Raw genomic sequence first — 13,809 nt, forward strand, 5'->3', positions numbered from 1 at the left:
TCATTGCTTTAACACGATTGTCGCATACGGTTGACTGAACTCGACAACGACCACGTAAACTGAAAACAAATGATCGGTCGGCTTTGTTTGCTTGAGCTTTTCGTTCACCCTTCTACCAACTTTGTTATCAGCGTTCTCTTCCATTATGCCTGAAATCTCAAGACGGCTTGCCCTATGAAACGGTTCATTTGGGTGCCTGTCCTTATGCCCCAACCAGTAGTCAACCCCTGTGCCAGTCGTTGCTCTTTCTACGGCGTTATATTCGGTATGTTCCATCGAAAGTAATAGCGCAACCGCTTCAGCACCATACTGGACAGCGTCATCTTTGTTGTAGCTTCCTTTCAACGCCTCATTATCTAATCCGTCTTCATTCCATCTGATCCCGTATAGCTTGCTTCGCTCTCCCTCAATTGCATCTGCGACTCCAAGGTTTACTCCATTTGAGTGCTCGCAAAACCAGAGCGACCAAATACAGGTTTCTTTGAGGTGCTTCGCCTTACCTTCTGAAACCTGTACGCGTAGCTGGATTTCATCGAGTTGCAAATAGCCCGCAACATTCTCCTCCATCAAGTGCCTTCCTTTGATTTGCCGAGTCGGCAGAGTTGCTATTTTGTTGGCCGTTGACCACGAATTGACTAGGGCGGCGAGAGTATATGCTCGACTATAGTTATTGCCAAGCTTTCCTATTTGGCTTCTCAATTCAACAGCTTCGGTGTCTCCATCTCTTCCAACTTCGGCAACTCCTCATCCACACTCCAAATCTCGAACAACTCACGCGGCACCTCCGTCACAAACCGCGAAGGCCGCTGGATCACGCTTTGCCGCCCGCGCTCGCTCTCCATCAGCGGATAGCAAACATACAGCTCATCGCGCGCCCGCGTCAGCGCGACGTAAAACAAACGCCGCTCTTCTTCCTCGCCCTCGGCATCGCGCAGGCTGCGGGCCGAGGGAAAGCGGCCATCGGCGGCCCACAAGACAAACACGACGCGCCATTCCAGGCCCTTGGCTTGATGCACCGAAGAGAGTGCGAGTTCTTCGTCTTCGTCGCCGCCCATCAGCACGTCAACGCCCGCGGTGCCGCCCGGCGGGGCGAAGCGTTCGGTGTTGATCAACGCCAGTTCGCTCAAAAACGTCTCGGTCGTCTCGTAGCTCGCCGCGAAATTCGCCAGTTGCCGCAAGTCTTCCTCGCGCGCCTCGGCGTTTTCATACAGCGCTTGCAGGTATTCCAGATAGCCGCGCGCCAGCACCAATTCGATCTGCTTGGCCGGTTGATTCACGACGTCGGGTTCGAGCAGGGATTTGATCAATTCGACGAATTCGCCCCAGCCGCTTTGCGCGCCCTTTGGCAACGCGCCCGCCAATTCATTCGTGCGCACCAGCGCCAGCGGTTCCGCGACGTAAGCCAGCTTTTCCCAGACGCGCGCGGCGGTGGCGTTGCCGATTTTGGGGATGAGTTTGAGCACGCGCTTCCACGCCAGTTCATCGCGCGGATTCACGAGCAAGCGCAAATAGGCCACGACATCCTTGATGTGCGCCTGCTCAAAAAAGCGCACGCCCGACCGCACGTCATACGGGATACCGCGCCGCGTCAGTTCCAACTGCAATTCCAGCGAATGAAAGTGCGAACGATAGAGCACCGCCATTTCATCCAGCGGCACGCCTTCGTCGCGCAATTCCAGGATGCGCGCCGCGACGAAAGCCGCCTGCTGTTCGGCATCGCGCGCCGCCACCAGTGCGGGCGTGAAGCCACGGCTGGGCCGCACGGCCTGCAAGTTTTTCGGGAACTGCTTGCGGTTCTGCCCGACCGAGGCATTCGCCAGCATCAATATCTCCGGCGATGAACGGTAGTTGGTTTCGAGCTTGAACACCTGCGCGTCGGGGTAGCGGTCTTTGAACTCGAAGATGTTGGCGAAGTTGGCCCCGCGCCAGCCGAAGATGCTTTGCGCGTCATCGCCGACGACCATCAGGTTGCGGTGTTTGGCGGCCAGCAAATCTACGATCTCGGCTTGCAGCTTGTTCGTGTCCTGATATTCGTCCACGAGGACGTATTCGAACTGCTCTTGATAAATCGCGGCGATGTCGGGTTTCTCGACCAGCAGCCGCTTCCAATTGACCAGCAGGTCGTCGTAATCCATCGCATTCCGTTCGAGCTTGCGCGCCTGATACAAGCGGTCTACGCGGACGATCTGCATGGTTAACGGCTCGAATTGGGGATACTTGGCGGCGATGAGTTGTTCGAGCGGCGTGTCGGTGTTGGTGGCGTAGCTAAACAAGCCGCTGAGCACTTCGCCTTTGGGAAAGCGGCGCGCGCGCGTATCAATCGCGGCCTCTTCGATGCAGGTCTCGACCATGTCTTTGGCGTCTTCGGCATCCAGGATCGAGAAATTGCTTTCGTAGCCCAGGCTGGCCGCGTGCCGCCGCAAGATGCGATTGCCCAGCGAATGAAACGTCCCGCCCCAGACGCGCCGCGTTTCAGCGTGCAACAGCGTTTCGACGCGGCCCAGCATCTCGCGCGCCGCGCGGTTGGTGAACGTCACGAGCAGGATGCGCCCGGGTGCCACGCCCGCTTCGATCAGGCGCGCCACGCGGTAGGTTGCCGTGCGCGTCTTGCCCGACCCCGCGCCCGCGATGACCAACAGCGGCCCTTTGCCCGCCATCACGACGGCGCGCTGCTCTGCGTTGAGCACGTCGCGGTAGTTGATGACCGAAGGCTTGGCCTGCTCGGATTTGATGATGAATTTGCGCATGGGTGAAACGATTAGTACCGCGACCGGTAGGGAGCGTGCGCTGAAGGCTGCGCTCCCTACCGGTCGCGGTACTGATTCAAACTTCTCTCAGTTTGATAATCGCCGAATGTTGGATGTGTGCGATGGCGCGCTCAGCCTCGCCAAACAGGCCCAAATCAAGCACGACAATCTCGTGGCCGCGTTTCTCAAACGCTTCCTGCACACGCCCGCGCAGGCTCAACCGCTCGCCGTTCCGGGCCTGCGCGTAATGCCGCACCGTGCTGGCCGTGTGAATCCACGGGCCGAGCGCAACGTTGCGCATCAGGATTTCGTTGGCCTGCGCGGGCCAGAACGCCGGATGGCAAACGGCTTCAGTGCCGCGATAGAGTGGCAACGTCTCGCACATGTTTTCCAGAAACGCCGTGTCGGCCAAATCCAGCGTGAATTCCAACGAACCAAGTTCAGTGCCCGCGCACACCGACGCAAGCGTGGCGGCGCGGCGTTCACGCGGCAGGAGCGACAAGGGATAGTCGCGTGCATCAAGCGGCGGCAATTCATTCGGCAAGTTCGCCACGCCCACGGCGCACAAGACGCCCGCAGCGTTGCGCAATTCCAGTTGCAATTCGAGCGGTTCAAGCTGCGCCACCGTTGCGCGCACTGTAGTCGTTTCGCCGTCATAAATCGGCTGAATAAATTTCGCTGTCATTGTGCCGCGTATCAGCCAGTCACTGCCTAGCGCCTCAACCACAGGCCGCGTCAGGTAAGCGTAATTCGCCACGCCCGGCACCAACCCGCCGGCAAAGCCATAGCGCGCCGCGCCCGCGTCGCTGTGAATGTCGTTGGCGTGCTGCGTCGCGTAGTTTTTGGCAACGACCGCGTAAGGTGGCAGTGTTTGCCGAAGTGTAAGGTTGGTCATGTTGATGATCGGAACAGTACCGCGCGCGTGAGCAAGCGGCGCGTTGAAGTTTGCGTCAATCAGGCAGGCTTGACGCGCCACTTGCTCACGCGCGCGGTACCGCCTCAGCTTCAGGCCGGTAAAACAGTGCCAACTGCCCGCCTGTATGCCAGAACAGTACTGTGTCATCGGCCGTCAACTTCCCTTGCCTGATCCAATCCAACAGCCCAGCCATTGCTTTGGCCGAATAAACCGGATCGAGCAGCAACCCCTCCGTGCGCGCTGCCAATTCGAGCGCCGCGACTGATTCAGGCGAATCTACGCCATAGCCCGGCCCAACGTATTGATCCAGCACCGTCGCCTCGCCGCGCAACGGCGCGCCCAACACCTCACCAACACCAGCGATGATCGTGGCGACTTCCAAAGCAATCGCCTCGGCGGGATCGTCCGCGCTGACGCCGATGACTTGCGCGTCCAGGCCGAAAAGCTGGCAACCGGCGACGAGACCCGCTTGCGTGCCGCCCGATGAACTGGAATGAAAGAGGTGCGTGATGCCAATGCCTAGAGATTCGAGTTGCGCTTGCGCCTCAGCCACCGCGCGCGCAAAGCCGAGCGCGCCGAGCGGGATCGAAGCGCCCAGTGGAATTTCGACGACGCGCTTGCCTGCCGCGCGAAACTGTTCAGCCACTGCCGCCATTGTGCTGCGGCGTTCGTCGCGGCTGCTGACGTGATGAATTTCAGCGCCGTAAAACCTGTCCGCCGCCAGACTCGCCGGCTCCCAACCTTCGTGCCCCACCGCCGCCGCATTCAGCACCAGCCCGCAACGCAAGCCCAGCCGCGCGCACATCGCCGCTGTCACGCGGGCGTGATTCGATTTCTCGCCGCCGATGGTGATTGCCATATCCGCGCCGTCGGCTTGCGCTCGTGCCAACACGTATTCCAGCTTGCGCACCTTGTTGCCGCCGAAGCCGGGGCCGCTGTAATCATCGCGTTTGACGAACAGGCGCGGCGCACCCGCGCCCAACGCCGCCCGCAAGCGCGGCAACTCTTCCAACGGCGTCGGGTAATAGCCGTACTGCAAACGCGGGATGGCATTGAGCCGCGCGATTGCTTCGGCAAAGTTTGGTTGTTCCATCCAAGGCTCCTCGAAAAGTACAGCGGACTGTTAGTCCGCTGGCGGTCTCAGCCATTGTACGACTGGCCGAAACTGCCAGCAGACTGATAGTCCGCTGCACAGCCCCTCTTATGCAGCCAGACTGCGCGTGACCCAACCGTGATGCTGGCGCGCGTGATCGCCGTTGACGGCCAGGATGCCGCCAACCGTGCCGTCGGCCCAGGGCGCATCGGGCACGCGCTGTTGCAACTCGTCGTCGGTCAGTTCGGCCAACAGCGCCAGCGTTTCGGCGCGCACGCGCTGGCCCAGCGCGACGACTTCGCTGAAGCTCTTGCCGCGCTGTTCGTTGACCCAGGTTTCGTTCAGCGCGTGAACGCGGGCCATGATCTCGGGCAACTCGGCCCTCGTGCCGTCGGCGTTGCGCATAAAGCTGATGGGCTGTGGGTCGCCCGCGAGATACCGCCGGATCAGGGCGTTGAAGACGGTCTCGATGCCGGCCAGATGCGCCAGATGATCGAGCGCGCTCCATTTTGTATCGGGTTGGTCGCGGCTGACGCTGATGCCGCGTGTCAGGTCGTCGTGCGAATACGCGGCCCAGGTTTCCAGCGTCCAGGCGCGGTCGCGGTGGAGTTTGAGTTCGAGTTCGGTGCGGGTCATTTGTTGCTCCGTTCTTGTTCGAGTTGAGTTTTTGAAAGGAGCATCAAGCTATCACAGCCCAGCGCACGGCAACAATTCATTCGTCAAAACCCGCCTGCGAAATGCCATTGTTCATCCTATCGAATTCAGCCAGCCAAGTTGTACAATGCGCCCCGCAGTATTTAACCGGAGGTGATTGCAGTATGTCAGTCCAACGCAACGATTGGTCGCTCCAGCGCAAGGGCATCATTGACCAGGATCGTCACAAAGAGCGCATCAAAGACGCCATCAAAAAGAATCTCGGCTCCATCGTCTCCAACGAATCCATCATCCTGTCGCGCGGGCGCAAGACGGTCAAAGTGCCCATGCGCGCGCTGGATGAATACAAATTCCGCTTCGATCACCGCAAACGCAAACAGGTCGGCCAGGGCGACGGCAACACCCAGGTCGGCGATGTCATCGGGCGCGAAGACGGCCAGGGCCAGGGCCAGGGGCCAGGCGAAGCAGGCGATCAGCCAGGGCAGGATTATTACGAAGCCGACGTCAACATTGACGAAATCGCCGCGCTCATCTTTGAAGACCTGCATTTGCCGTACCTCGAAGAAAAGGCCAAGCAGGCCGTGCAGGCCAAGACCACCAAGTTCACCGAAATCCGCCGCACCGGCGTGCTCTCGAACCTGGACAAGCGCCGCACCATCCTCGAAAACATCCGCCGCAACGCGCGCGAAAAAGGCCAGGCCAGCATCGGCGGGTTCAAGAAAGAGGACATGCGTTTTAAGAGTTGGGAGGAAGAGGTCAAATACGAATCGAACGCCGTCGTGATTGCGATGATGGACGTGTCGGGTTCGATGACCGAGTTCAAAAAGTACATCGCGCGCAGCTTCTTTTTCTGGATGGTGCGGTTTCTGCGCACCAAGTACGACGCGGTCAAAATCGTCTTCATCAGCCACCATACGGAGGCCAAAGAGGTCACCGAAGAGCAGTTCTTCACGCAGGGCGAATCGGGCGGCACGGTGGTCAGTTCGGCCTACAAACTCGCGCTCGACATGATCGAAGAGCGCTTCCCCGCGCGCGACTGGAACGTCTATCCGTTTCACTTTTCAGATGGCGACAACTACTACTCCGACAACGATGACGCAGTGAAGCTGGCGGACAAGCTGATCGAGGTTTGCAATCTGTTCGGTTACGGCGAGATTGGCGAAGAAGGCCTGGGCAGCTATCGCCGCAGTTCCGGCGCGCTGCTTTCGATTTACAACGACCGGCTGAAAAACAAGGAACGCTTCATCGGCGTGCGCATTGACGACAAGCAGGATGTGTATCCGGCGTTGAAAGAGTTTTTTGGGAAGCGCGGGATTGAGGCATAGCCCAAAGAAGAGATTACGGAACAGACGGAAATAACAGAACATACGGAAGGGCTTAAATCTTGTCTGCCCATTCCGTCTGTTCCGTAATCTCTTTTTTCTTCGGCCTATCCACCAATACAGGACATCGTGCGCAACGGCTGCACAAACTCAGGATCGTTGATGTGATGGCGGTCTTCTTTTTTCTCGATGGTGGCGACGATGAAATCGAGCAACTCTTCGATGGGCGCGCCGCGCCGCAGCAGGGCTTTGATGTTGTGTTCGACGGTTGAGAACAGGCAGGTGCGGATCATGCCGTCGGCGGTCAGGCGGATGCGGCTGCAATGCCCACAGAACGGTTGCGTGACCGGGTTGATGAAGCCGACTTCGCCCGGCGCGCCATCGGCAAAACGCCAACGCCGGGCGGTCTCGCTGAGATTGCCTGACACGACGGGTTCGAGCGGGTAAACGGCGTTGATCTTTTGCCGGACTTCCTCGCCCGGCACGATCATTTCGCGCCGCCAGACTTTGCCGTTGTCGAGCGGCATAAATTCGATGAAGCGCACCTGGACGCCTTTGTCTCGGGCAAACGCGGCGAAGCTGACGGCTTGATCGTCGTTGATGCCGCGAATGACGACGCTGTTGACCTTGACCGGCGCAAGTCCGGCTTCCAAGGCGGCGTCAATGCCGTCCAGCACCTGCTTCAGTTCGTTGCGCCCGGTGAGCAAAGCAAAGCGTTCAGCTTCGAGCGAATCCAGGCTGATGGTGATGCGTTGCAGGCCCGCGTCCTTTAACGCCTGGGCGCGGCCTCGCAGGAAATGCGCGTTGGTGGTCATGGCTAAATCCGCAAGGCCTTCGATACGGGCCAGCCGTTCGATCAGGCTTTCGAGATCGCGCCGCACCATCGGCTCGCCGCCCGTCACGCGCAATTTGTTGACGCCCAGGCCCACAAAGATTTCGGCTAGTTGGATAATTTCCTCGTAGCGCAAAATTTCCGGCTTGGGTTTCCATTCCATCGCCTCGGTGGGCATGCAATAGAAGCAGCGAAAATTGCAGCGGTCGGTGATCGAGAGGCGCAGATCGCGAATGGCGCGCCCGTAACTGTCTTTTAAGCGGATCGGCAAAATCATAGAAGTCTTCTTTCTGCTTACCTTTTGTGAAGTCGCATTCTAACAGCCACTGGCGTTCCCGCAACAATCATTGCGAGTGCCTTGGTTAGCTGATTTTTTTGGCTGACATCGCGCGGGCCTGTGCTATATTCCGCGCCATCAAATCTCCCACGTCTTGTAATCACGCCCCGAAAATTTGAAAACCTAACACGACGAATCCGATCAACATCCTGCATCCCTGCTGCATCAGGTTCGCCGTAATGCGACTACGCACGTCAATTCATTTTTAACACCAACTACGTCTGCCGTATCACGCCCCAACGTGCGGGCGCTTCACCTGACTTGCCTCGACGAACGGCGAGCGGAAGCCCTAAGGGAGCTACAAACGTATGCAAAGATCATCGCAACCATTTATTCAACGTGTCACCGTCCTCTTGCTGGCGCTTTGCGCCGGTTTGCACTGGGCCGGCGGAAGCCTGGCGCAGCAAGATAAAACGCTTGAAATTCAGGGCGCTATTCAAGTGCTGCCGTCCACGGCGGGCTTTATCGGCGAATGGACTGTCAGCGGCAAAAAACTCAATGTCACGGACAAAACGCGCATCAACCAGGAGCGCGGCGCGCCCGCCGTCGGTGCGATTGTCGAAGCCGAAGGCACGCAAGGCGTCAACGGCGTGATCAACGCCACCCTGATCGAAGTCAAATTCCGTCCGGGCATAGCGCTGCCCATCGAATTCAGCGGCGCGATTGAAACACTGCCCAGCGCCCCCGGCCGCATCGGCGACTGGAAAGTCGGCGGCAAAACAGTGCACGTCACCCAAACCACCAAATTCCTGCCAACCGATGGCAATTTCGCTATCGGGGCCGAAGTCATCATCGTCGGCGCACAGATGAATGATGGCTCGATTGGCGCGCTCATCATCACGCTCAAACCAACCAGCGGGCCGAATACGCAGGTCAAATTCTCCGGCCTGGTTGAAAAATTGCCGAGCACCACCGGACGCCTCGGTGATTGGACGATCAGCGGCCGTCTGGTGCACGTGACGGCGACCACACAACTCAACCAGGAAAAAGGCGCCGCCGCCGCCGGCGCGCTGGTGGATGTCGAAGGCATTAAATTGGCTGATGGCTCGATCAATGCCACTAAAGTCGAAGTCAAACTCAATCCCAGCACCCTGCCGACGGCTGTCCGCTTTGACGGCACGATTGAAACGCTGCCCAACAGCACCGGCCAAATCGGCGCGTGGAAAGTCAGCGGGCGCATGGTCACGGTGGATAGCAAGACGAAAATCGTGCCCAACCTCGCGGCAGTCAAGATCGGCGCCGAGGTCGAAGTCTTTGGCACCCGCGTCGGAGATGGCCCGGTGACGGCGCTCGCCATCGAAGTCGAAGACCCGACCGAATCGAATCCCAACTTTGTGCGCTTCCAGGGTCGCATCAAGACGCTGCCCGCCGCCGCCAATCTCCTCGGCGATTGGAACGTGGATGACAAGACCGTCACGGTCGTGGCGGCCACCAAACTCAATCAGGAGCATGGACAGATCGCTGTCGGCGCCTTCGTCGAGGTCAGAGGATTGAAACAGGCCAGCGGCAAGATCGAAGCCATCGAGATCGAAGTCAAAGTGGGCGTGCCGACCGGCTTTATCGAATTCAAAGGCGTGATCGAAACGCTGCCCGCCGCCGCCAACAAAGTCGGCGATTGGACGGTCAGCAAACGCACCATCCACGTGACCGACAAAACCGTCATTGACCAGGAACGCAAAACTGTCGCCGTCGGCGTCTTTGTCGAAGTCAAAGGCAACCTGCGCGCGGACGGTTCGATTGATGCCGTCGAAATCGAAACCAAGGCCGAACCCGGCACCGACGTCTTCGTCAGCTTCATCGGCACGATCAAGGAATTGCCCACGGCCACCGCCACCACGACCAAGATTGGCGATTGGAAGGTGGACGCGCGCACCGTCCATGTGGTCGCCGCCACCAAGCTTGACGAAAGCAAAGCCAAAGCCATCGTCGGCGCGACCGTGCATGTCAAAGGCACGCTGCGCGCGGATGGTTCGGTGGACGCGCAATCCATCGAAGTCCGCGCGGCCACCGGCGGCACGACCCCGCCCAGCTTTGTCGAATTGATGGGCAAGATCACCGCGCTGCCCAACAGCGCCGTGTTGGTCGGCGAATGGAAGGTTGACGACAAGGTCGTGCGCGTCAGCACGCACACTGCCATCAATCGCGAAAAGGGCGCAGTCACCGTCGGCGCGACTGTCAAAGTCAAAGGCGTACAAACCGGCACGAATCCGATTGAGGCCTTCTTTATCGAAGTCGTGACCCCGGCGGCCACCGCCAATTTTACGGCGTTCTCGCAATTGGTTTCGGTCAACGCCAGCGATTACACGCCGGAGGCGACTAGCGATTCGATTGTCGCGATTTTTGGCAACGGCATGGCGCGCACCACCGCTGCTGCCGCGACCTTGCCCTTGCCCATCGAATTGGGCAACGTCAGCGTCAGCGTGGATGGCAAACCGGCGGGATTGTTCTTCGTCTCGCCGACGCAACTCAACATCCTCGTGCCCGCTGGCTTGCTGCCGGGCAAGGCTCAGATCGCCATCGAACTCAACGACGAAGTGATCGCGCTCGGCGTGCTCACGGTCAACGAAGTTGCGCCCAGCCTGTTCACCGCTGATGCCAGCGGCAAAGGCATTCCGGCGGGCGTCGCCTTGCGCACCAAGAGCAACGGGCAACAAAGCTACGAGGCGTTGGCGCGCTTCGAGAGCGGCAAGGCTGTGCCGGTGGTGATCACCCGCCGCAGCGGCGAGAGCGTTTACCTGCTGCTTTTCGGCATTGGCATGCGCACCGCGCCTGACAGTGACGGCAACGTCGGCAACGGCATCGCCGAAAACGTCACCGTCACCATCGGCGGCGTCAGCGTACCGGTGCTCTATACGGGCCGCGCGCCTGGTTTCGCCGGGCTGGATCAACTCAACGTGCAACTCACGGCGGCGGTTCCGGCGGGCAATAATCTGCCGCTGGTCGTCAAGGTTTATGATGGCAACGGCAATCTGCTGTCGGCCAATACCGTGACCATCTCCGTGCAATAAACCAGGCTGGTTCCCCAACTACCCGTCAAACGAGGCGGGGCGCTCCCAACGCTGGAAGCGCCCCGCCTCGTTTGTTTTTACCTGCCATTTGCTCGCCGCCGCCAAACTTGGGGCTATTCATCGCCGGTTCATCTTCGCTGGCTAAGATGCGCGCCAGCGTCGTGTGGGGATTGTTTCCGGACAGACGCCGCACCCGGCGTGGCGCGACAACCAAGTTTGAGTGGAGCGGCGAACGGTGGGTAGGGATTAAACCATCCCTGCCAGGCTGCTTCAATGAGGATGGGCTGCGATCCGGAGGGCTTGAGCGGGCCTCCCGGATTTGCAGTTCATCCTGAGGCGGTAGACCGCCCGCCGGATACTCGTGAGCGAATCCGGCGGGCGGTCTGCTGATGTTATAGGCCCCAAATCGTCTCTACCAAAACCGGGGCCTGGAGACCAGAGGTTAAGAGACAGGCTTGCCCAGTGTAGTTTTCCCTGCTCAGCTTATTGTCCCGCTGCACCGCAGTCATTTTATCCTGGCGCCCATCTAATACAGAGTTTGGTAGTGGGTCAATGGGGAGAGAGCCACGCCGCAGATCAACGCAGACCGCCGCAGATCAATTCAATCGGCTAACAGGACTGCTCCGCGTTTTCCAGCGTTCATCCGCGGCCAGACCTCTCCTCTTTGAGCCACTACCCAGAGTTTTACGTTGTACGTTGGCTGGCACTGAGACACAATCGCGGCAACCATGAGAATCCTGTTGGTCGAAGATGAACCGCGCATGGCGCATTTCATTGCGAAAGGTTTGCGCGAACAGAGTTTTGCCGTGGACTTGGCGGCGGACGGCGAGGCCGCGCTGTATCAGTTCAGCATTAACGATTATGACTTGTTGCTACTGGATGTGATGCTGCCGCGCAAAGACGGCTACACGGTCTGCCGCGAGTTGCGCGCGCAGGGCATGAAAACGCCGATCCTGATGCTGACCGCGCGCGACACCGTGGATGATCGCGTCGAAGGGCTGGATGCCGGGGCCGATGATTATCTGGTCAAGCCCTTCGCCTTCAGAGAGCTGCTGGCGCGGGTGCGCGCGTTGTTGCGGCGCGCTGAACGCGTCCGCACAGATGTCTGGCCGGACGTTTTGCAAGCCGCCGATTTGACCTTAAATCTCAATGACCATTCCGCCCTGCGGGCAGGCCGCAAAATCAGCCTGACGACCAAAGAGTACGCCTTGCTCGAATACTTTATGCTGCACGTGGGCCGCCTGCTGACGCGCGAAGAAATCGCCGAGCATGTCTGGGATGAAAATTTCGATCCGTTCTCGAATGTGATTGATGTGTATGTGCGCCGCCTACGCAAAAAAATTGACGAAGGTTTTACGCCAGCCTTGATTCACACGCGGCGCGGCGCGGGGTATTTGTTTACGGCGGAGGCCGCCGCAGAGGCGGGCGAAGACGATGTGGAATAGCGTGCGGGCAAAATTGACGCTGTGGTACGTGCTGCTCTTCGGCGTGCTGTTGCTGGGGTCCAGCCTCTGCCTGTATGTGCTCATCGCGCGCAGCTTCCGCGAACGGCTCGACCTTTCGCTGATCAACACGGCGCAAACCGCCGCCAAACTCTTTCAGGGCGAACTAAGTGAAAATGGCGGCGACCCGCGTGTGGCCACTGGACACTTCTTCAACGAATTCAAGCCGCCGCATCTTTACGTCGCCGTCTTGCAAACGCCTCCGGCAGGCGGCCCCAAACTATTGGCCACGAATTTTGACAAAGGCACGCCGCCCTCCATTCCGGCGGGCTTGCAACCGGTCTTGCCAGCCCCGGCAATCTTGGCCCAAGCACGCCAGACACATGAGCCGCTGACGATTGAGGCCGCTTGGTTTAAGCCGGCGGGCGGGCGCATGGCGGTTTATGCTTTCAATGCCGAAGCACAGGACTTCATCATGCTGGTGGCCGAAACGCGGGCCATCAGTGCCGCTTATTTGACTGAGTTGCGGCGCATTTTTTATTTCAGCTTTCCGGTCTTATTGCTGGTGGCGGGCTTGGCCGGGTATTGGTTTGCGCAAACGGCCTGCGCCCCGATTGCGGCGATGACTGCGCAAGCGGAATTAATCAGCGCGCGCAATTTGCACGAACGTTTGCCCATCAAAAATGCCAAGGATGAATTGGGCCAGTTGGCGGGCGTCTTCAATCAATTGCTCAACCGGCTCGAAGCCTCGTTTGACCGCATGCGCGCCTTCACGGCGGATGCCTCGCATGAATTGCGCACGCCGCTCGCCATCATTCGCGGCGAAGCCGAAGTCGCCCTCGCCCAGGAACGCAGCCCGGGGGAATACCAGGAAGCCCTCACGCTCATTCAGGATGAAGCCGGTCGGGTGGCCGGGCTGGTCGAAGACTTGTTGGCGTTGGCTCGCGCCGATGCCGGACAACACAAATTGCACCTCGAAGAGCTTTACCTCAACGACCTGGTCGAAGAATCCTGCCGTTCGGTCAAGACCCTGGCGCACAAACGGCAAGTCGCCTTGCATTACGTCCCTGTCGAAGACATTCCCATGCGCGGCGATAGCGAATTGTTACGGCGCATGGTGCTCAACCTGCTCGACAACGCCATCAAATACACGCCGTCCGGGGGCGCTGTGCAGGTGCAACTGTTGCGCAATTGCAATCACGCCGAATTGCAGATCACGGACACGGGCGTGGGCATTCCCGCCGCCGACGCCGCACAGGTTTTCGAGCGTTTTTATCGTGTGGACAGAGCACGCACGCGCACGGAAGGTGGCAGTAGCGGCCTGGGGCTTTCCATCGTCAAATGGATCGCCGAAGCCCATCACGGCTCGATCACCCTGGCAAGCCAGCCCGGCCACGGCAGTACGTTTCGCGTCTCATTACCGCTGGAACAGTAGCGTTCTGCGCACAGTATGGGCCT

10 protein-coding genes are annotated in these 13,809 nt (G+C 59.3%); 4 read left to right on the plus strand and 6 right to left on the minus strand.

Going from position 1 to position 13,809, the window contains the following annotated elements:
* From HY011_32850 to HY011_32870, 5 genes are all read right to left on the minus strand, one after another.
* Positions 1-567 carry a hypothetical protein gene (locus HY011_32850; protein ID MBI3427737.1) on the minus strand — a complete coding sequence of 189 codons (567 nt, stop codon included), beginning with the start codon at positions 565-567 and terminating at the stop codon, positions 1-3.
* 128 nt (positions 568-695) lie between these two features.
* Positions 696-2,747 (minus strand): ATP-dependent helicase, encoded by a 2,052-nt coding sequence (locus tag HY011_32855; protein MBI3427738.1) that lies wholly within the window; start codon positions 2,745-2,747, stop codon positions 696-698.
* A gap of 76 nt (positions 2,748-2,823) precedes the next feature.
* Positions 2,824-3,642 (minus strand): hypothetical protein, encoded by an 819-nt coding sequence (locus tag HY011_32860; GenBank protein ID MBI3427739.1) that lies wholly within the window; start codon positions 3,640-3,642, stop codon positions 2,824-2,826.
* A gap of 85 nt (positions 3,643-3,727) precedes the next feature.
* Positions 3,728-4,756, minus strand: a complete 1,029-nt coding sequence (locus HY011_32865; protein ID MBI3427740.1) for a D-cysteine desulfhydrase family protein — start codon at positions 4,754-4,756, stop codon at positions 3,728-3,730.
* Positions 4,757-4,864: 108 nt separating this feature from the next.
* Positions 4,865-5,392 carry a DinB family protein gene (locus HY011_32870; GenBank protein ID MBI3427741.1) on the minus strand — a complete coding sequence of 176 codons (528 nt, stop codon included), beginning with the start codon at positions 5,390-5,392 and terminating at the stop codon, positions 4,865-4,867.
* Between the two features lie 182 nt (positions 5,393-5,574).
* Here HY011_32870 and yhbH point away from each other — a divergent pair, with 182 nt between their 5' ends.
* Positions 5,575-6,735 carry a sporulation protein YhbH gene (yhbH, locus tag HY011_32875; protein MBI3427742.1) on the plus strand — a complete coding sequence of 387 codons (1,161 nt, stop codon included), beginning with the start codon at positions 5,575-5,577 and terminating at the stop codon, positions 6,733-6,735.
* Between the two features lie 104 nt (positions 6,736-6,839).
* Here the strand turns inward: yhbH and moaA are convergent, their stop codons facing one another.
* Positions 6,840-7,841, minus strand: a complete 1,002-nt coding sequence (gene moaA / locus HY011_32880; GenBank protein MBI3427743.1) for a GTP 3',8-cyclase MoaA — start codon at positions 7,839-7,841, stop codon at positions 6,840-6,842.
* 368 nt (positions 7,842-8,209) lie between these two features.
* On the opposite strand from moaA, the gene HY011_32885 reads away from it, so the two are divergent.
* The 3 genes from HY011_32885 to HY011_32895 all read left to right on the plus strand — a co-directional run bounded on the left by HY011_32885 (position 8,210) and on the right by HY011_32895 (position 13,786).
* Positions 8,210-10,909, plus strand: a complete 2,700-nt coding sequence (locus tag HY011_32885) for a hypothetical protein (protein ID MBI3427744.1) — start codon at positions 8,210-8,212, stop codon at positions 10,907-10,909.
* A 728-nt stretch (positions 10,910-11,637) separates the two neighbouring features.
* A complete protein-coding gene (locus HY011_32890) occupies positions 11,638-12,354 on the plus strand; it encodes a response regulator transcription factor (GenBank protein ID MBI3427745.1) in 717 nt (238 codons plus the stop codon).
* Entirely contained in the window at positions 12,344-13,786 is a 1,443-nt protein-coding gene (locus tag HY011_32895; protein MBI3427746.1) for a HAMP domain-containing protein, read from the plus strand. Before HY011_32890 ends, HY011_32895 begins: the two co-directional genes overlap by 11 nt.
* The last annotated feature ends 23 nt before the right edge of the window (positions 13,787-13,809 follow it).

The organism is Acidobacteriota bacterium, assembly GCA_016196035.1.
Lineage (GTDB): Bacteria > Acidobacteriota > Blastocatellia > RBC074 > RBC074 > JACPYM01.

Bases quoted from the DNA above. Each gene is read 5' to 3' on its own strand.
- HY011_32850 (MBI3427737.1), bottom strand. From the start codon at position 567: ATGGAGGAGAATGTTGCGGGCTATTTGCAACTCGATGAAATCCAGCTA.
- HY011_32855 (MBI3427738.1), bottom strand. From the start codon at position 2,747: ATGCGCAAATTCATCATCAAATCCGAGCAGGCCAAGCCTTCGGTCATC.
- HY011_32860 (MBI3427739.1), bottom strand. From the start codon at position 3,642: ATGACCAACCTTACACTTCGGCAAACACTGCCACCTTACGCGGTCGTT.
- HY011_32865 (MBI3427740.1), bottom strand. From the start codon at position 4,756: ATGGAACAACCAAACTTTGCCGAAGCAATCGCGCGGCTCAATGCCATC.
- HY011_32870 (MBI3427741.1), bottom strand. From the start codon at position 5,392: ATGACCCGCACCGAACTCGAACTCAAACTCCACCGCGACCGCGCCTGG.
- yhbH (MBI3427742.1), top strand. From the start codon at position 5,575: ATGTCAGTCCAACGCAACGATTGGTCGCTCCAGCGCAAGGGCATCATT.
- moaA (MBI3427743.1), bottom strand. From the start codon at position 7,841: ATGATTTTGCCGATCCGCTTAAAAGACAGTTACGGGCGCGCCATTCGC.
- HY011_32885 (MBI3427744.1), top strand. From the start codon at position 8,210: ATGCAAAGATCATCGCAACCATTTATTCAACGTGTCACCGTCCTCTTG.
- HY011_32890 (MBI3427745.1), top strand. From the start codon at position 11,638: ATGAGAATCCTGTTGGTCGAAGATGAACCGCGCATGGCGCATTTCATT.
- HY011_32895 (MBI3427746.1), top strand. From the start codon at position 12,344: ATGTGGAATAGCGTGCGGGCAAAATTGACGCTGTGGTACGTGCTGCTC.